This is a genomic window from Cohnella herbarum, from assembly GCF_012849095.1.
Lineage (GTDB): Bacteria > Bacillota > Bacilli > Paenibacillales > Paenibacillaceae > Cohnella > Cohnella herbarum.
Genome location: NZ_CP051680.1, coordinates 6,426,616 through 6,445,918 on the forward strand (window position 1 = coordinate 6,426,616; position 19,303 = coordinate 6,445,918).

Consider the following 19,303-nt stretch of genomic DNA (forward strand, 5'->3'; position numbering starts at 1 on the left):
GGAGTTGCTCTGAGCTATGGGGATAACGGATAGAGTGAAGCTGTCGCAATGGGATGCTCTGATGCTGGAATCATTGCGCGGACAAGGCTGGACGAACGAAGAGTTGATCCGTCGCGTTCGGGAAGGCGAGCTTCCGGAAGACGAGAGCGATTTTCATTTCAAGTACGAGACGCTGACTTCGTTCGCGAACGAAGAGCCCGCAACGTTCGAAGCGGCCGTAACGCAAGGATATCGAATCAAGTACAATACCGTGCGCGGTATTCGAAGCTGGATCTTGGTCCGCTTCGGACGTGAGCCGGAACTGCTTCTCGAAGAAGGGCGGGAAGCGGTGCATGCCTCCCTAACGTTGGACGAGAAAGCGCTAGTGGAGTCCGTTCTGTCGTACGGCTGGGCCGTGCATGCGGAAGGCGAAGACGGACCTTCCTCGCGGGACGTTGCGACGTACAGGATCGAACCGATCCAGCGGTAAGGGAACGGAAGCTTATGAAAGAAGGCCGAGCAGGAGGGGATACCTCATAGCTTGGCCTTCTTTCAGGTTTCGGGTCGCCGTTCGGTTACAACTCAGGCCTCCCCAGTTTTCGATGAGCTGAACTTAGTCGCAAAGCTCCACGGCAAATCCATTAGAGCACAAAGAGAACCTTACACCCTCCGAAGGTTGGCTGACGATCCGGGAAGCGCACTGAGAGTACCTTACAGCTGCCGAAAGTCGGCTAACGATCCGGGAAGCGCACTGAGAGTACCTTACAGCTGCCGAAAGTCGGCTAACGATCCGGGAAGCGCACTGAGAGTATCTTACACCCGCCGAAGGTTGGCTAACGAAACGCGAAATGCTCTGAGAGTACCTTACAGCTGCCGAAAGTTGGCTAACGATCCGGGAAGCGCACTGAGAGTACCTTACAGCTGCCGAAAGTCGGCTAACGATCCGGGAAGCGCACTGAGAGTACCTTACAGCTGACGAAAGTTGGCTAACGATCCACGGAGAATATTCATTAGTGTGAGATTGGATGATGACTACGGCGATGCAGATTAAAAAAGTGCCTAATAATACTCTCTAAAAGAAGTCGATCTAAGCAGTAACCGCCATACGATCCTACTCACGCGTGCGGTGCTGCCTTTGTAAGCCTATTGACGATCGTACCGGTTGAACATCATGTTGAACAGCACGGCGGACAATACCGAGATTCCCGCCAGAATGGCAAAAGTCCACTGGAAGCCGATCCAACTGCTGAGCGGGATGGACATCGGCGCGATGGTGCGTCCGAGCGTGAAGCGCAGACTTGATGCCGCGAAGTATTGGCCGCGCATATGCTCCGGCGCCAATCGCGAGACGAAAGCTTGATGCGGTCCCGCGGACATGAGCTCGGCCAAGGTGAATACGACGATCGCCGCCGTGAAGCCCCAGAACGTGGACATTTGGCCGAACATCCATATCCCTAACCCGTAGAATAGCGCTCCTCCGATGAATACGTATCGATCCCGGTAACCGAGCATCCACTTGGTCACGATTACGGTGAACAGCGCGACGAGCAGCCCGTTCTCCGAGACGATGATCCCGAACAATTTCTCCCCGGTCAATTGCCAGCTCCAGTCTCCGTAGGAGAACAGAGTCGTTAAAGGTACGGTTTCCTTCAAGAAAACGGGGAACAGCAGATCAAGCTGCATAAAGGTCTGGGACATTAGGACGCCCGCGATAATGAAGAGCAGGAATACTTTGTCCGAAATGATGACCTTGTAGTCGCGCAACTGATCCGTCAAGAAACGGTGCCACGGCTCGTTGGGTTTCTGCCGCACTCGCTCGGCGACGTGACTCGGCAACGTCTCCCGTACGCGCCCGCTGAGTACCGTGGCAAGAGCGGTGCAGATGACCGAAGCCGCCGATAATACGATGAACGGATAACTTAGATAGAGTGCCGAACCGATGAGCGGACCGATCACGACCGCGATGTTAGCCGTCGTATAGAAGATAGCGAATACGCCTGCCCGGTGCTCCTCCGGTACGACGTCCGCGACCATCGCCTGGCTTGCGGGGTAATAAATGGAGGAGAACATGCTGGCTAAGCTAAATCCGACGAACCCTAGAATCGGAGCTGGCAGCCATGGCGAAGAGGCCAGCGCGAAGATCCCGTAGCCGACGGCTTGCCCGGATGCCGCGATGACCATCATTCGTTTCCGTCCGAACCGATCCGCGCAATAACCGCCGAACAGATTAGCGATGACGGATAACGCTTGCGATAGCATAAGTAATATTCCCGCCCACCCTTTGCCGAACGATTCGGCGAAGTAGATGGACAAGAAGGGGAAGAAAGCCCACAGGATAATGTTGAATGAAGCTTCTCCGGCGAGCCTGATTTTTAAGTTGATATCCCAGTCTCTGATTTTCATGATGATATGACCTCTAGTTGCGTTCTCTCCGAGCTATCCCCCCATCATACTGCCAACCCCGATCCCGGACAAGCAACGATCATTGGCAAATTCGCATCTTCCCGATTTTATTTCCGATTTATGTCGTTACCCCTGCCGAAGCGGAACCGTTAAAGACGACCGGTCCCTTAAGGCCAAGAGATGATTCGGTATCGGTAACGCTGATGAACAACGTATAACGAATTTGACCGGCCAACACCGCGCTTGCGGGCGGGAAGTCTCCGGCGCTGACGCTGATCGGAGGGAATGAAGCAACGCCTTCCGTTGAATAGGACTCCGTCAAAATCGTCACGCCGGTACCCGCGACTCCGGTACTATTGCGTTCCACAGTTAAATTGATCGTGGCGAAGACGCCGATATCCGTCTGTATCCCGACGATCCCGTTCAAGGCCACGCGAACGTTCGCCGCATTGCCGGCAGGAATCGCTGCGAGTACCTGAAGCCCGATGTCGCCGATAAATAAAGGCGTGGCCGTCAAAATCTCCGTTCCCGAACTATCGCTGCGGTGGATCGATAGCCGCTCGTCCAAAAATTGAATTGACAATTTAGTCACCTCCCAATCGTTCGTAACATTTTATGCGCAATCCTAAAGCTTGTACTAGGTACGTTCATTAATTATGTATCGAAGAGGGGGAGACGATCGCTTACCAACGCAAATAACGGAGACATACCCAAGTATGTCCCCGTTATTTTATGCATCTTGCGGATGCGGTTGCTCTATTCTAGTTTCTTACCGTCAGCATGTCCTTAACGGAGCGCCATTCCGTCAGATGCTTCTCCAGATCGCCGATGAGCGTGTCGACGTCCTGTACGAACTGTTTCCGTTCGACGCCTTCAAGCATGGGCAGATCTTTAGCGGAAAGTGCGCTAGGCGCAGGGAGCGTCGCGAGCAACAGGTTCAACAAACTTTCGATATAGCTATCGGGAGCTTGGTCCTGTTCCGCGGAAGAATCGGAGAAAACTTCGGATATAGCGGATGCCGCGGCGGAACGAGCTTCCTCGTGCGCCGCTCTTGCCCTTTCCCGACCCGCCGAGTCCGCTGTCCTCTCTTCGCCGCTTGTCTGTCCGGTAAGCGGAGCGTGGACGGAAGAGGACGAGCCGGATATCGTTGCGGTCAGGTTATCGGCGGAAGCTTCTTCTTTAAGCTCGGCGTTCTTGGCACGTTCCTTCTTGGTCTGCTCGAACGATGACCAGGTTTCGAGCAACTGCGGTCCCGTCTTGAACAGCAGCTTGCCTTTCGTGCCGTCCGAGACCTCCTTGTCTTTGAACAAGCGAGCGATCCGTTTAACGTCGGGCACGGACATTTCGTCTTCGGCCATGATTAAGGCGAGCGAATCGCGATACTCCATCGATAGATCCTTGAGGGGCATCAGTTGATCCTCGGTTAGTTTGCCTTTTTTGATTTCCGTGCCGTATACGATCAGCGATCTTACGGCGTTGCTGAACTTGAGCAGATCCAATTTGTTCTTGATGTAATTTTCGGGTTTGCCGAGTTTACTGGACAAGTATTTGATGGAGCTGCTGAATTTCGGATCGTTCAACAGCTTGTTGAAAGCCTCCGCTTCTTCGATCGGCGAGAAACCTTGTCGGGTAAGATTTTCCGCGATTTGCTCCAGGTAAATTTCCATCTCGTCCGTAACGTTGGAAACAATGCAAGGTATCGTTGGAAGCTTAAGAGCGGAGCAAGCCTTATAGCGTCGATTCCCGTAAATAATCTTATAACGGCCGTCATTCGTCGTTCTGACTTTAATCGGGGACAGTAAACCGAGCTCCCCGATGCTGTCCATTAGTTCTTGAAGAGCCTCCTCGTCGAACTGATATCTCGGTTGTTCTTTATCTTCATCGATTAGATGCGTAGGAATTTGAATAATGTCCATGCGTGGTCTCCTATCGGTTAAGGTCGTTAAAGGATGCGCTGATGGGAACATATGTATTATATAACAGGGATTGATTCCTGGGAACAAAGGGTCGCGAAACCGGTACTTCGAACGGCATACTTTATCTAAGTCTAATTCATGACGGGGGAGGAATTGGTCATCGACGGCGGTATTCTTTTCGTACTATGATAGGGGGATGATGAGAAACAAAGAGGTGCACAATGAATCAAAGTCAACAATCGCTCGCGATCGGGAGAACGGGCGCGAAGAAATCCGGTCTAATATGGTTGATCGTCTTGTTAGGGTCGCTCTCGGCTTTCGGTCCGCTATCGCTTGATCTATATTTGCCGGCTTTGCCCGAGCTTGCCGATAATATGAATACAACCTCGTCTTATGCTCAGCTAAGTCTGACGGCGTGCATGATCGGACTGTCGGTCGGACAACTGTTCGCCGGAGCTTTAAGCGATATTCACGGTCGACGGCTGCCGTTGTTGATCGGATTATTGATGTACGCCGTCGCGTCCGTTCTGTGTGCCTTCAGCCCGTCTATCGAAGCGCTCGTCGCTCTTCGGTTCGTTCAAGGTCTGGCCGGTTCCGCCGGTATCGTCATCTCGAGGGCGGTCGTGCGGGATATGTATTCGGGGCCGGAGCTGACGAGGTTCTTCGCCATGCTTATGCTGGTGAACGGGGCGGCTCCCATTTTCTCGCCAGTCGTAGGAGGACAGTTGTTAAAGGTTATGCCATGGGCAGGATTGTTCATTGTTTTGGCGGGATGGGGCGTGCTTACTCTGCTCGCGGTATCGTTCGGTTTGCCGGAAACGCTGCCTGCGGATAGGAGAATGACGGGCGGCCTGAGAGAAACGATCGCGACTTTCCGTCGTCTGCTTCGCGATAGGTCGTTCATGGGATATGCGCTCGCCCAAGCTCTCGTGTCGGCTGCCATGTTCGCGTATATTGCAGGTTCGCCATTCGTTCTGCAAAATATATACGGGGTATCGCCCCAGATGTTCAGCGTTTTCTTCGCGATTAACGGTGTCGGAATCATTGTCGCGGGTCAACTGACGGGGAGATTAGCTAGCCGGGTAGGGGAGAAAAAGCTGTTCCTGGCCGGGCTGCTCATCGCCGCCGTTAGCGGAAGCTTGTTGCTGGCCATGATCGTTGCATCAACCGGGTTAATCGCGCTGCTTATTCCGTTATTCTTCGTTGTATCCAGCGTAGGAATCGTGAGCGCGACCGGATTCTCGCTAGCGATGCGCAATCACGGCCATACGGCGGGAAGCGCATCGGCGCTTCTAGGGTTGTTGTCATTCCTGCTTGGAGGCGCTGTTGCACCGATCGTCGGGATCGCGGGGAGCACGAATGCTTTGCCGATGGGGATTATTATCGCGGTGACGGATATCGCGGCTATCGTTTGTTATTTTGTAATGATACGTAGATATGAATTCGCTAAACCTCAGACATCATTGGAAGCATAGAAGTACGAGAGTAAGTTGGGAAAAACCGTCAGGGAGAACACCTCCTGACGGTTTTTGTTATAGTTTTGGCGGTAGTGCTTCATTCACTCAGGGATAAAATGTCATTCGGCTAATCGCGCAAAACGTGTTGACAATTGAAAGCGCTCAACATAATATAGATATCAAATAGATCCAACATAGATCTATGATAGATCTAAGATAAACCATAGAAAAACGATCGATCTTGAATTTCCCAGCAACGAAGAGCGGGTGCTTGGAAAGCCGGGAAAGGGGGAGAGCGAATTGAAAAACGATGAAGTGCTAGCTATCTATCTCATAGAGACGCCTTATCCTGTAGAGAAAGCCGCCGAAACGATGGCGGGTGAGCAATCGACGGGTACGTTCATCTCGGTGCCCGGAGAGACGCCGCAGCTCAAAGCGCGCCACGGTGCGAGAGTGGTTGGAATCGAGCCGCTCGATGAATCGGAATCTCCTTCGCTTCCGGGCGTTTATATCCCGCGCGACATGGATAAACCTGTCTACAGGAGAGCGGTGGTGAAGCTAAGCTTTCCGCTTCATAATTTCGGGCCATCCTTACCGAACCTACTGTCTACCGTCGCCGGAAATTTGTACGAGCTTCGGGAATTCTCGGGGCTGCGCCTTTTAGATTTGGAACTTCCGGAAGCTTTTGCCGCTAAATATCCCGGGCCGAAGTTCGGAATACAAGGAACCCGAAGATTGGCAGGAGTGTTCGATCGTCCGCTGATCGGAACGATCGTCAAGCCAAGTATCGGACTTCCCTTGGAGGAGTACGGACCGCTTGTCCGCGGGCTAGCGGAAGCGGGGCTTGATTTTATCAAGGACGACGAGTTATGCGCGAACCCTCCATACGCTCCTTTCGAACAACGAGTGAATACGGTAATGAACGAAATCGACAAGGCGGCGGATAGAACCGGCAAGAAACTGATGTACGCCTTCAATATCACCGGCGACATCGACGAGATGAAACGAAATCACGATACGGTCCTTCAAGCTGGCGGAACTTGTGTCATGGTATGCGTGAATAGTATTGGATTCGCGGCAGTATCGCATCTTCGCGGTTATACCGAACTGCCAATCCACGGCCACCGCACTCAGTGGGGCGCCATGACGAGAAGCCCTTTGCTGGGAATGAGCTTCACCGCTTATCAGAAGCTTTGCCGACTAGCGGGGGTAGATCATCTCCACACGAACGGATTGAATAGCAAGTTTGCAGAAAGCAACGATTCGGTTGTCCGGTCGATTCTCGATTGTCTCAAGCCGATGTTCGGGGGATACGGGGCGATGCCCGTACTGTCTTCGGCGCAATGGGCTGGAAGCGCGATCCCGACTTATCGGGAGACGCGTACGCTGGATGTGATTCACCTAGCCGGGGGAGGAATACTCGCCCATCCCGGAGGATTAGCCGAAGGCGTTCGAAGCATGCAGTTAGGATGGGAAGCGGCGGTACGGGAGATCGAGTTGGCTAAGTATGCCGAAACCCATTCGGAGCTTCAAGAAGCGATACGCGTATTCGGAGATAAATAGCATGAACTGCTTGGAGGTATAGACACCATGAAAAAAAATCAACTTCTGCTCGCGTTCTACGGCGATGATTTTACGGGATCCACCGATGCCATGGAAGCGCTGGCCCGAAGCGGATACCGAACGGTACTGTTCCTTGAAGCACCGACGCAGGATATGCTTCAACGGTTCGAAGGCATTCGGTGCGTGGGCGTTGCGGGGACAAGCAGGGCGAAATCGCCTGCCGAAATGACGAAGGAGATCAAACCGATCATGGAGCGTCTTTCTCGACTCGACGCGCCGGTCGTTCATTATAAAACTTGTTCCACTTTCGACTCGGCGCCGGAAGTAGGCAGTATCGGGGAAGCGATTCGAACGTCCAGGGAGTTGTTCCCGGGTCAGAAGACGGTTTCTTTGCTCGTCGGTGCTCCGGCTCTCGGCAGGTATACGCTCTTCGGACAGCATTTTGCCCGGATGAACGGAGAAATATTCCGCTTGGACCGCCATCCGGTTATGTCTCGCCATCCGGTTACTCCGATGCATGAAGCCGATCTCCGCTATCATCTTAGAATGCAACTCGACGAAGAGATCGGCTTGATGAATATTCTCGAATTGGAAGGCGAGCCTGAACAAGTAGGCAAGCGTTTCCGCGAGAAACGGAAAGAGGAGCCGGCGGTTATACTGTTCGACGTACTGGATGAGGCTAGACTAGCGTTGAGCGGCAGACTTATCTGGGAAGCGGCGGAGGAAGGGGAGCGGTTCGTGGTCGGATCTTCCGGCGTGGAATATGCTCTGACGGCGTTCTGGGAGAAAGCGGGCATCGCATCCTCCGGACATTCGCAACCAAAGACGGCTTCAATCTCGCCGTCCGACCGAATTCTGGCGGTATCTGGCAGCGCATCCCCCGTGAGTCAGCGCCAGATTGAAACCGCTATGGAGCAAGGGTTCCATGGCATCCGGATTTCGCCCGTGTCTCTCGCTGACGGAGGCAGCTTACCGCAGGAAATGTTAGAGCAAGCTATCCGGCTGCTGAACTCCGGGGAAAGCGTCGTGCTCTATACGGCGCTTGGGCCTGAAGACGAAGCGATCTCCGAAACCCGGAAGCGGATTTCCGATGAAGGTATCGCCCCATCGCAAGTGGGAGAGCATATCGGCCGACAGCTTGGACGGTGGACGAAGCATATCATGCAGCAGTCCGGTCTGCGCAGGGTTGTCATTGCAGGCGGAGATACCTCCGGATTCGTGACGAGCGAGATGGGGATTTACGGAATGGAAATGCTACTGCCTATCTCGCCCGGGGCGCCGCTGTGCAGAGTGTATGCGCAGGACGAACGAATGGACGGGATCGAGCTTGCCCTGAAAGGCGGTCAGTTCGGCGGCCCTGATTATTTTGCCAAAGTAAGGGACGCCGCCTTAGAATGAAGGGTAAGACGAGATAGACGAGAGGGGACCGCAATCGATGGAGGATTCCAGAAACCCAGGAGCAGCACTTTTATTAAAAGACATCGCTTACGACCAAATCAAGGAACGGATTCTTGACGAAAGATTCGAGCCCGGACGGTTCTTATCGGAACGGGAGCTAATCGAGCTGCTGGAGATGAGCAAAACTCCTATCAAATCGGCGCTTACCCGTCTTGAGGCGGAAGGATTCGTAACCGTTTCCTCCAAGCAAGGCATTATAATCAACGATCTGGCTATCAACCGGATTATCGACATTTACGATCTAAGAACCGCGCTGGAATCATTCAACATTCAATCGATTCTAGGGAAGCTGAACGAGGAGCAAAGCGAGCTGCTATTAGCGAATCTTCGGGCGACGGAAGAGATTGTCAAACGCCTCGACGTCAAGGCTTTCGGCAAAGCGGATCATGAATTTCATTTGTTGATCTGCCGCTTTACGGGCAATCAGGAAATCTATCGCGTACTGCTTAATTACCAGGATCATTTGCTTCGCATTACGTTGCGCCATCTGCGGAAAGATCCGAATCGAATGGTAGGCTTCTTGCAGGATCATGTCGGCATATACGAATCGCTGAAGCAAGGCGACGAATCGTGCGTCGCTAAGATGCGAGACCATCTTCAACATTCCAAGAGCAAGCTGTTTATATAGCGTGAATATACACAACAGGATCAGACAGAACGGAGAGATCAACAATGAAAGCGGTATATGTGCAAGATGCTTACGAAGTTATCGTCAAAGAAGTGGACATGCCTGAGTTAGGCGACAATGAAGTGTTGATCAAAGTGAAAGCGGCCGGTATTTGCGGGTCTGATATTCACACTTATAAGGGGCTTCATCCGTTCCGGAAACCACCGGTTATTATCGGACACGAGCTTTCCGGCGAAGTCGTCAAGGTTGGACCCGCCGTCGCGAAGTTCCAACCGGGCGATCGGGTTACGGTTGAACCGCAAACCGGATGCGGCTCTTGCGAGTATTGCTTGACCGGAAACGTAAATTACTGCGAGAAACGGGGCGCTCCGGGAATTGGATCTTGGTACGGGGCGATGGCGGAGTATTTCGCCGCTCCCGAACAGACGGTATTCAAGCTGCCGGACGGAATGGATTACGAGCAAGGCGCGTTAGTCGAGCCGTTTGCCGTCGGTGTCCATGCTGTTCGCAAAGCAGGCATCGGAGTTGGCGACAAGGTTGCGATATTAGGCGCAGGTCCGATCGGGCTGCTTGCCATGGCTGCAGCTAAGGCGGCTGGCGCCACGACGCTGTTGGTCACGGACGTGATGGATTACGCGTTAGAGAGCGCGATGAGCATGGGAGCAACCCATTCGCTCAACATCATGAACAATAAAGAATGGATGCAGGATGCGAAAGCGCTTATCGGGGGCAACTTCGACAAGGTTCTTATCGCGGCGGGAGTCCCGGGAATCGTGGATCAATCGTTGGCGCTGCTTCGCAAAGGCGGACGTGTCGTTACGATCGCGATGTTCCAGGGAGACCAAACTTTCAACATTCATAATCTTCAAAACCAAGAGAAAGAAATCGTGGGCTGCATGACGTATACGCGCGAAGATACGATTACCGCGATCGATATGATCGCCGCGGGCGCCGTGAACGAGAAAGCGATTATTACCCACAGGCTTACGCCCGAGCAAGCCGCGGAAGGATTCCGCTTAGTAGATAAGAAAGAAGACCAGTCGCTTAAAGTGCTAGTCATGTTCGATAACTAAGTCAAGACAGGGAATCTGGCTTCACGCCGAAGCGTAGTGAGGCCGGACAATCCTTATCGCAATTTATTAATACACACCTAGGGGGCAGACACGAATGTTTAAGAAGTCCATTGCCGTAACCATGATGATCGTTCTATTGTTTGTAAGCGCTGTAGCTTGCGGAAAAAACGAAGGGAATAGCGCGAACCCATCGGCGAGTTCCGGTTCCACCAATGCAGGTAGCTCCGATAAAGTCGTAAAGCTGAGATTAGGACATATTACGGGCGAAACCGATGCATGGCACAAAGGCGCATTAAAGTTTGCCGAGTTAGTTAAAGAAAAATCGAACGGTAGCGTTGAAGTTGAAATCTATCCGAGCTCCACGCTCGGTAACGACCGCGATCTAATCGAAGGCATGCAGCTTGGATCCGTCGATTTCGCCCTCGTAGCGGGCGTGTTGTCTAACTTCTACGAGCCTTACTCCATCCTGGAGCTTCCGTACTTGTTCCGCGACAACGACCACTTGCAGAAAGTGCTCTACGGCGAAGTCGGAGAGAAGTTGAAGCAGGACTTGCTCGCCAACGCGCAAATTCGGGGACTGGAGTTCTGGGTTCGCGGACCTCGCGAGCTGACGGCTAGCCGCAAAATCGAGAAGGTCGAAGATTTGAAAGGCTTGAAAGTCCGCGTTCCGGAAATCCCGGCATCGATCGCCGCTTGGAAAGCGATGGGCGCATCGCCGACTCCGATGGCATTCGGCGAAGTATACTCTTCGCTGCAAACGGGCGTAATCGATGGACAAGAAAACCCGATCGCCTTCATGGCAAGCAACAAAATTCAAGAAGTACAGAAGTATCTTATGATGACTAACCACGTCTATGGATACGTACAATTGACGATGAGCGATATCACGTACCAGAAGCTGTCGAAGGATCAACAGAAAGCGGTTGAGGAAGCTGCCAAAGAAGCGACGACGTTCGAGAACGAATTGGTTGCCAAACAAGACGTCGAGCTGTTGGAAGGTTTGAAAAAGGGCGGAATGGAAGTTATCGAGTTGGATACGGCTCCGTTCATGGAGAAAGCGAAAACGGTTCATGCCGAGTTCGCGGGCAAGTACGGACAAGAGCTCTATGACAGCATCGTAAATACGAAGTAAGGCAAACCTATATCAGAGGAGCCGGTGTCGATGTGCGCAATAAGCTCGCCGTGCGGACACCGGCTTCCTTTGTTCTGCCCATAAACCTGTATGTTTAGTGCACTGAACAGGAGGACGACCTCATGAAAGCAGTATTGAAAGCGATCGATGGCTTAAATAAATTAGTGGGATACGTCGTTGGCTTAATGTTAGGCGTGATGTCCATTATTATCGTCGTTCAAGTATTTTGCCGATTCGTAATCGATTATCCATTGACTTGGTCGGAGGAAGCGGCGCGTTATCTTATGGTATATACGGTGTTCTTGGGTGCTTCCCTGGCGCTGCGCAACCATAGAATGATCGCGATCGAGATCATCTCCGAGAGCGTGAAACCCAAGGTTCGTAAAGTTCTAAGAATCATAGTCGCTTTAATATCTATCGTGTTTTTTCTTATTTTGCTCGTCAAAGGCGTGGACATGCTCGAAATCGTAAGCCGTCAAACCTCGGCTAGTTTGGGCTTCAGTATGGATATTCCGTATATGGCGATTCCGATCGGCGCCGCGTTAATGCTCATAAACTCGATTGCGAACATTATTGACTATCTTACGCATGAAGATATCGATACTTCCGAAGTATCGGAAGCTTTGAAGGCAGGGGGGCAAGTGTAATGGGAATCATACTATTTGTATTCCTTATCCTCTTCTTCGCGCTCGGCGTTCCAATAGCGATTTCCATGGGTCTTGCGGCTGCCGTCGCGATCTTGTGGGATGGAGGGACTCCGCTTATCGTTCTCGTGCAACGTTCGTTCACCTCGATTGATTCTTTCCCTCTTATGTCGATTCCATTCTTCGTACTTGCGGGAGTGTTGATGGAATACGGGGGGATATCCAAAAGGCTTGTCGCGTTCGCTAATGCACTGACGGGTCACTTCTCTGGCGGACTCGCTATCGTTACGGTCGTAACGTCGATGTTCTTCGCGGCGATCTCGGGATCCAGCGCGGCCACGACCGCAGCATTAGGGAGTATTCTGATTCCGGCGATGATTGCCAGAGGATATCACAGGAACTTTACGGGAGCCGTTCAATCCGTATCCGGCGAGCTGGGAGTTATTATTCCGCCTAGTATTCCGCTGATTCTATACGGGATATCAACGGAAACCTCGATCGGTGCTCTGTTTATGGCAGGATTTCTGCCGGGTTTGCTCATCGGTGCATCCTTAATCGCTACCGTATTTATTATCGCCAAGAAACGCAAATACGCGAAGGAAACGAGAAAGTCTGGCAAAGAGCTGTGGAAAGCTTTCAAGGATTCGTTCTTCGCTTTGCTAATGCCGGTTATCATTCTTGGGGGAATTTACGGAGGTTACTTTACGCCAACGGAAGCGGCCGGGGTTGCGGTTGCATATGCCTTCATCGTCGGCGTGCTGATCTATCGTGAAATTAAGCTTCCAAAGCTCATGAATATCCTTACCCAGTCCGTCGTCACGACATCGGCTATTATGTTCATTCTAGCGAGTGCGGGATTGTTCGGATGGATTCTAACGCGGGAAGGCATTCCGCAAGACGTCGCGCAGTTCTTCATCGGAATTTCCGATAATCCGTACGTGTTCCTGCTGCTTGTTAACGTGTTTTTGCTCGTAGTCGGAATGTTCATGGAAACGAATGCTTCCATTATTATTTTGGCGCCGTTGCTTATGCCGGTTGCTGTTACGTTAGGCATCGATCCGGTTCACTTCGGGATCATTATGATCGTCAACTTGGCGCTCGGAATGTGTACGCCGCCGCTTGGCATCAATTTGTTCATCTCGGCTCAGTTGGCGAAGATCAATCTTCTGCAGATTACCAGGGGGATGTTGCCGTTCTATGCCGTACTCCTGATAACCCTGCTGTTGATCACCTATGTTCCGCAAATCACGATGCTGATTCCCAACTGGCTGGATTGATTAACCGTCAGGTAGATATTGCTAAATATTGTTTCGGGGAATGGCCGCTATGCGGCTATTCCTATTTCCAGGGAACGTAATCATAGACGCATACAGGAGGACTAAGCTAATATGAATAAAGTTGATACCGTTAGAAAAGAACTGCAGCAGACCGGGAAGTACATGATGGAGTATGAAATCGCATGGGGCAATTCCGGGAACATTAGCGCAAGAACGTCCGAGGACCGTTATTTGATTACGGCAAGCGGAACGTTCCTTGGCGAGTTGGATGACTTGGATCTGATCGAATGCGATCTTGCGGGCAATTCTTACGGAACCGAGGGTCGAAAAGCGTCCAAAGAAACGCCGATGCACCGCGCCGTTTATGAACAACGTCCGGAGATTAACGCTGTCTTGCATGCCTCTCCGTTCTACAGTACGTTAATAGCGGCTTCCAAGATCGAGATTCCTACGAACTGGTTTATCGAAACGATGTATTATTTGGAGAAAGTAGCTCGGGTGCCTTATTATCATCCGGGAAGCGAGGCGCTGGGCGAAGGCGTGCGCGAGAAAGCGAAGTCCGCTAATATTCTTCTATTGGAGAACCACGGGGTGCTCGTGTACGACACATCGATCCGGGAAGCCAGAATGGCGCTTCAGACGCTGGAAATGGCTTGTAAGATGTTGGTCGTTTCACAGTCCGCGGGTATTCCGATGACGGGACTGCCTCTTGAAACGGAGCGCGAGTTTATTGGAAATGCGGCCTACAAGCCGAGGAGAAACTGGAACATCTAAGGAGGTCCTATGGAACATCAGGCGATTCTAGCGCTTGCCGTATTTCTGATCACCTACGGGATGATCATCGCGGAGAAAATCCACAGAACGATCGTGGCCATGCTAGGCGGCCTTCTCGTCGTCGCTTTAGGCATCGTGGACGTAGAATCGGCAATCGTACATCATATCGATTTTAATACGCTAGGATTGCTTATCGGGATGATGATTATCGTAAGCGTTACGGCCAAGACGGGTTTGTTCAGTTATATTGCGATAGTGGCGGCGAAGAAAGCGAAGGGAGAGCCGGTCAGAATTATGATCGCCTTAGCCTTGGTTACGGCGGTAGCCTCGGCCTTCCTGGACAACGTCACGACGGTGCTGCTGATCGTTCCGGTAACGTTCAGCCTGACGCGCCAATTAAAAGTACATCCCTTTCCCTTTTTATTTACGCAAATATTAGCGTCCAATATCGGGGGGACGGCAACGTTGATTGGCGATCCGCCGAACATTATGATCGGGAGCGCGGTGAAGGAGCTCACCTTCATGGCGTTCATCGATAACTTAGCTCCGATCGTCATTGTCATTATGGCGGTTCATCTTCCGTTGTTCGTTCTGCTCTTTCGCAAAAAATTGCGTACGTCCGACGAGTACAAGCGCGGAATCATGGAGATGGACGAAAGCAAGCTTATTACCGATCGCCCTCTGCTGATCCGGAGCCTAGTGATATTAGGACTCACGATTGCGGGTTTCTTCCTTCATCAGGCTTTGCACGTCGAATCGTCCGTTGTGGCGCTTATCGGCGCGTTCCTGCTGCTCCTGCTCGCTGGGGAACATACGATGGAAGAGGCCTTCACGAAGGTGGAATGGGCGACGATCTTCTTCTTCATCGGTTTGTTCACGTTAGTGGGCGCGCTTGTCGACACGGGTATTATCAGCGATCTGGCCGTGAAAGCGATCGATTTGACCGGCGGCAATCTGACCGCGACCGCGATGCTCATTCTGTGGATGAGCGCTATCGCGTCGGCGTTCATGGACAATATTCCGTTCGTCGCCACGATGATACCTCTGATCCAAGAAATGGGCAACATGGGCGTGAGCAATCTTGAGCCGTTGTGGTGGAGCCTGGCTCTTGGAGCATGCTTAGGCGGCAACGGTACGTTGATCGGAGCCAGTGCGAATCTGATTACGGCTGGACTCGCGGCGAAAGAAGGCTATCCGATAACGTTCGTTAAGTTCCTGAAATACGCCTTTCCGTTAATGTTGCTTTCCATCGTGATTTCAAGCGTTTATGTTTATTTGAGATATTTGATGTAGCCGATCACTTTGCGCGAAGCCGACCTCCTGGGTACCTCCTTGGGTCGGCTTTTTCTTCCTGTCATGGGAATGCCGAACTTGAAGAGACTGGGGGAAAACGGTAATGTATTAACATGGTTATTCCCCAATCGGATTAAGCTAGACGAGAAGGAGATGCAATCGCAGTGACGATACAATCGCAGGAAGATATCGAGCAATTAATGAAAATCGGTCGAATTGTCGCGACTACCATAGAGGAAATGAAACAAAACGCCCGCCCCGGCATGACGACAAGACAACTGGACGAGATCGGGAAAGAGGTGCTAGCTCGTTACGGAGCCGTTTCCGCGCCTATGAAGGACGTGGATTTTCCTGGATACACTTGCATTAGCGTTAACGAGGAAGTTGCCCATGGCATCCCCGGAGAACGGGTTATACACGCGGGAGATCTCGTTAACATCGATGTATCGGCCGAGCTTAACGGGTATTATGCGGATGCCGGGCAGTCGTTCCAGGTGCCTCCGGTTACGAATGAGGTGGGGGGCTTATGCCAATATACTTACGAGACGATGATGAAGGTCATCTCCAACCTGAAGGCGGGCGTAAAGCTCAATCAGGTCGGTAAAATCATTCAGGATCACGCGAGAAAAGGCGGGTATCGGGTCGTTGAAAATTTGTGCAGCCACGGAGTAGGCAAAGGATTGCACGAGGAGCCGTTCGAAATATTGCCGTATTTCGAACCGCGAGATCGCAGAGTGCTGAAGGTCGGTCAAGTCATCACGATCGAACCGTTCTTATCCACGGGCACGTCCTATGTCGTGGAACAAACCGACGGTTGGACGTTAGCCGTTCCCGACCGTAGCCGCGTCGCGCAATTCGAACACACGATCATCATCACGAATAATAAGCCCATTATCGTAACCGCATGTTAAAGGAGTCGCGCGTGTTCCGATATAATCCGGAACGCCCCCAGCGCGAGGATCCGGATCTCTATCTCCAATATTGGGGCAAGGAGCATTGCGTGCCCGGACATGCGGTCGGTCCGGGGATTAAGGAAACCTATAAGATTCATTTTATTCATCAAGGACAAGGCGTTGTTCGGGTCGGAGAGCGGGAGTACCGGCTGTCCGCAGGTCAAGCCTTCTTGATCTATCCGCATACCGTTACTTACTATGCAGCAGACGAGCGTGACCCATGGACTTATTCTTGGATCGGATTCTATGGAGCTCAGGTGCCTTCGATTATTGCCCGAACCGCATTAACGCCGGAATGTCCCGTATTCCCGATGGATGTCCGAACGATGCCCGATCTATACGACCGTTTGACGGAAGCGATGTGTCGCGAGGATAGCGGCGGTATACGTCGGCAAGCGATGCTGTACGAATTTCTGTCTACGTTGGTCGAAGTTATGCCTAGAGAAGCGAAAGGTCCCGTTAGCGGGAAAAAACAGGATGAATACGTGCATCGCAGCATGGAATTTATCCACTCCCATTACGGAGACGACATTTCGGTACGGCAATTGGCCGGCGTGCTCGGGCTGGATCGGAAGTATTTGTCGGTTATTTTCAAGGAGTCCGTCGGCGTGCCTCCCCGGCAATATTTGCTGCAATATCGGATGGACAAAGCTTGCGAACTGCTCGGAAAAGGGATTTATTCCGTCGGGGAGGTCGCGAGGTCCGTCGGCTACCAGGATGCGCTGCAGTTTTCGAAGATGTTCAAGCAAATCAAGGGAGTATCCCCCAAGCATTATCGGTGAATGAGACATTAACCCATATCTATCATCCCTAATGATATAGGCTTGACCTCGCCTTCTTGTTACTATTTCTCTTAGAGAGAACTTAGAGACGAACAACAAGGAGGAGTTAAAATGGTTTATTCTGCGGATTCGCAACGATACGACATGATGACATATCATCGCAGCGGGGAAAGCGGCTTGAAGCTGCCAGCCATTTCGCTTGGCTTGTGGCACAATTTCGGAGGAATCGATACTTTCGAGAATGGCAGGGCGATGATCGCAAGGGCATTCGACCTGGGCATTACCCACTTCGACTTGGCGAACAACTACGGCCCTCCTCCGGGATCTGCCGAAACGACGTTCGGTAACATCCTGAAGGCGGATTTCGCGGCCTATCGCGACGAGATGATTATTTCGACCAAAGCAGGTTATTATATGTGGCCTGGCCCATATGGGGAATGGGGGTCGAAGAAAAATCTCGTGTCCAGTCTCGACCAAAGCTTGAAGCGGCTTGGGCTTGACTATGTCGACATCTATTATCATCACCGCCCCGATCCGGATACGCCTCTGGAAGAGACGATGTCGGCGCTTGATCTGATCGTGCGTCAAGGGAAGGCGTTGTATGTCGGGTTGTCGAATTATTCTCCGGAGCAGACGAAGGAAGCTTCCCGAATATTAAAACGTCTAGGTACGCCGTGTTTGATTCATCAGCCGCAATATTCGATGTTAACTAGGAGACCCGAGAACGGGCTGCTGGATGTGCTGGAAGAGGAAGGAATCGGTTCGATCGCTTTTTCACCGCTGCACAAGGGCATCCTTACGGATCGTTACCTGAACGGAATAGCGCCGGATTCGCGAGCGGCAGGGCCGAGCGTATTCCTGAGGCCGGAAGAGCTGACCGAGCAGACGCTCGGCAAAGTCCGGTTGCTGAACGAGCTTGCTGCGGAAAGAGGACAGAAGCTGTCTCAGATGGCGCTGGCTTGGGTGCTGCGCGGCGGACGAGTGACGTCGGCATTGATCGGAGCGAGCAAAGTCGGCCAGATCGAAGATGCGGTCGGAGCGTTGCGCCAGCCAAACTTCTCCATCGAGGAATTGGCTCGTATCGACGAAATTTTGAAATAACGGTTTTATCCTATCGATGACTTCTCGAGATCGCCCGTTACGGCGGTCTTTTTTTTATTTGGTTGTGATGTAATAGGCGAAATTCAGACGTGGATATCTACGGTGATACTTGTTTATCGGTGTTATTACTGCTTTACTAGACTAAGAAGCAAGGATTAGTCTTCCTAATGAAAGAGGTAAAGAATAGATGGCTAAACAAAAATTTTACGTAGTATGGGTTGGCAGAAAACCCGGAGTTTACGCGAGTTGGGCGGATTGCCAGGAACAAATCAACAAATTCGACGACGCGAAATTTAAGTCCTACGAGACGAAGGCTGCTGCCGAATTGGCTTATAAAGAAGGCTGGAAGAAGCATTGGGGAAGCGGAAAGCCGGCGGGAGCAGGTGCTGGAAGCCGCTTCAAACCCGGAACGACCGGCGTGGAAACGACGGAAGAAATCGACTACGACAGTATTTCCGTCGATGTAGGGACTAGCGGAAATCCGGGACCGGTCGAATATAAAGGCGTGGATACGCAGACGGGCGAAGTCGTTTTCTCCGTGGGACCTATAAGGAAAGGGACGAATAATCTCGGAGAATTCCTCGCGATCGTGCACGGATTGGCCTATTTGCAGAAAAAGGGGAGCAACAAAACCGTCTACAGCGATTCGGTTAACGCGTTGAAATGGGTGAAGCAGAAGGAAGTGTCCTCGACATTGGTCAGAGACGAGTCGACTAAGGAAATATGGGAACTGGTGGACCGCGCCGTCCAATGGCTGAAGATGAATAAGTATCCGAACAAGGTCGTCAAATGGCAAACGAAGCAATGGGGCGAGATTAAAGCCGATTACGGACGGAAGTGAGAAATTGAACGCCGAATAACCCTGAACGA

18 protein-coding genes are annotated in these 19,303 nt (G+C 51.9%); 15 read left to right on the plus strand and 3 right to left on the minus strand.

Features of this window, described 5'->3' with window-relative positions; translation table 11 throughout:
- Window positions 1-16: 16 nt before the first annotated feature.
- Window positions 17-469, plus strand: a complete 453-nt coding sequence (locus HH215_RS27290; protein ID WP_169282754.1) for a hypothetical protein — start codon at window positions 17-19, stop codon at window positions 467-469.
- A gap of 653 nt (window positions 470-1,122) precedes the next feature.
- Here the strand turns inward: HH215_RS27290 and HH215_RS27295 are convergent.
- From HH215_RS27295 to HH215_RS27305, 3 genes are all read right to left on the minus strand, one after another.
- Entirely contained in the window at window positions 1,123-2,382 is a 1,260-nt protein-coding gene (locus HH215_RS27295; RefSeq protein WP_169282755.1) for an MDR family MFS transporter, read from the minus strand.
- A 118-nt stretch (window positions 2,383-2,500) separates the two neighbouring features.
- Window positions 2,501-2,965 (minus strand): hypothetical protein, encoded by a 465-nt coding sequence (locus HH215_RS27300; RefSeq protein WP_169282756.1) that lies wholly within the window; start codon window positions 2,963-2,965, stop codon window positions 2,501-2,503.
- 178 nt (window positions 2,966-3,143) lie between these two features.
- Entirely contained in the window at window positions 3,144-4,298 is a 1,155-nt protein-coding gene (locus HH215_RS27305) for a ParB/RepB/Spo0J family partition protein (RefSeq protein WP_169282757.1), read from the minus strand.
- A gap of 221 nt (window positions 4,299-4,519) precedes the next feature.
- On the opposite strand from HH215_RS27305, the gene HH215_RS27310 reads away from it, so the two are divergent.
- The 14 genes from HH215_RS27310 to rnhA all read left to right on the plus strand — a co-directional run bounded on the left by HH215_RS27310 (window position 4,520) and on the right by rnhA (window position 19,274).
- Window positions 4,520-5,773: a multidrug effflux MFS transporter gene (locus tag HH215_RS27310; RefSeq protein ID WP_169282758.1), complete on the plus strand. Its 1,254-nt coding sequence runs from the start codon at window positions 4,520-4,522 to the stop codon at window positions 5,771-5,773.
- A gap of 282 nt (window positions 5,774-6,055) precedes the next feature.
- Entirely contained in the window at window positions 6,056-7,318 is a 1,263-nt protein-coding gene (locus tag HH215_RS27315; RefSeq protein WP_169282759.1) for a ribulose-bisphosphate carboxylase large subunit family protein, read from the plus strand.
- Window positions 7,319-7,345: 27 nt separating this feature from the next.
- A complete protein-coding gene (locus tag HH215_RS27320; RefSeq protein WP_169282760.1) occupies window positions 7,346-8,716 on the plus strand; it encodes a four-carbon acid sugar kinase family protein in 1,371 nt (456 codons plus the stop codon).
- 37 nt (window positions 8,717-8,753) lie between these two features.
- Complete coding sequence (locus tag HH215_RS27325) at window positions 8,754-9,404, plus strand: GntR family transcriptional regulator (RefSeq protein WP_169282761.1); 651 nt, start codon at window positions 8,754-8,756, stop codon at window positions 9,402-9,404.
- Between the two features lie 44 nt (window positions 9,405-9,448).
- Window positions 9,449-10,477: a zinc-dependent alcohol dehydrogenase gene (locus tag HH215_RS27330; RefSeq protein WP_169282762.1), complete on the plus strand. Its 1,029-nt coding sequence runs from the start codon at window positions 9,449-9,451 to the stop codon at window positions 10,475-10,477.
- Between the two features lie 94 nt (window positions 10,478-10,571).
- Window positions 10,572-11,609: a TRAP transporter substrate-binding protein gene (locus tag HH215_RS27335; protein WP_169282763.1), complete on the plus strand. Its 1,038-nt coding sequence runs from the start codon at window positions 10,572-10,574 to the stop codon at window positions 11,607-11,609.
- Between the two features lie 122 nt (window positions 11,610-11,731).
- Window positions 11,732-12,256: a TRAP transporter small permease gene (locus HH215_RS27340; RefSeq protein ID WP_169282764.1), complete on the plus strand. Its 525-nt coding sequence runs from the start codon at window positions 11,732-11,734 to the stop codon at window positions 12,254-12,256.
- Window positions 12,256-13,530, plus strand: a complete 1,275-nt coding sequence (locus HH215_RS27345; protein WP_169282765.1) for a TRAP transporter large permease — start codon at window positions 12,256-12,258, stop codon at window positions 13,528-13,530. The genes HH215_RS27340 and HH215_RS27345 overlap by 1 nt, the downstream gene beginning before the upstream one ends.
- A gap of 111 nt (window positions 13,531-13,641) precedes the next feature.
- Window positions 13,642-14,304, plus strand: a complete 663-nt coding sequence (locus HH215_RS27350) for a class II aldolase/adducin family protein (RefSeq protein ID WP_169282766.1) — start codon at window positions 13,642-13,644, stop codon at window positions 14,302-14,304.
- Between the two features lie 9 nt (window positions 14,305-14,313).
- Window positions 14,314-15,597, plus strand: a complete 1,284-nt coding sequence (locus HH215_RS27355) for an ArsB/NhaD family transporter (protein WP_169282767.1) — start codon at window positions 14,314-14,316, stop codon at window positions 15,595-15,597.
- Window positions 15,598-15,761: 164 nt separating this feature from the next.
- The gene (gene map, locus HH215_RS27360; RefSeq protein WP_169282768.1) at window positions 15,762-16,508 is read left to right on the plus strand and encodes a type I methionyl aminopeptidase; all 747 of its coding nucleotides are present in this window, start codon (window positions 15,762-15,764) and stop codon (window positions 16,506-16,508) included.
- 11 nt (window positions 16,509-16,519) lie between these two features.
- Window positions 16,520-17,332: an AraC family transcriptional regulator gene (locus HH215_RS27365; RefSeq protein ID WP_254450244.1), complete on the plus strand. Its 813-nt coding sequence runs from the start codon at window positions 16,520-16,522 to the stop codon at window positions 17,330-17,332.
- Window positions 17,333-17,443: 111 nt separating this feature from the next.
- Window positions 17,444-18,433 (plus strand): aldo/keto reductase, encoded by a 990-nt coding sequence (locus HH215_RS27370; protein WP_169282770.1) that lies wholly within the window; start codon window positions 17,444-17,446, stop codon window positions 18,431-18,433.
- 187 nt (window positions 18,434-18,620) lie between these two features.
- Window positions 18,621-19,274: a ribonuclease H gene (rnhA, locus tag HH215_RS27375; RefSeq protein ID WP_169282771.1), complete on the plus strand. Its 654-nt coding sequence runs from the start codon at window positions 18,621-18,623 to the stop codon at window positions 19,272-19,274.
- The last annotated feature ends 29 nt before the right edge of the window (window positions 19,275-19,303 follow it).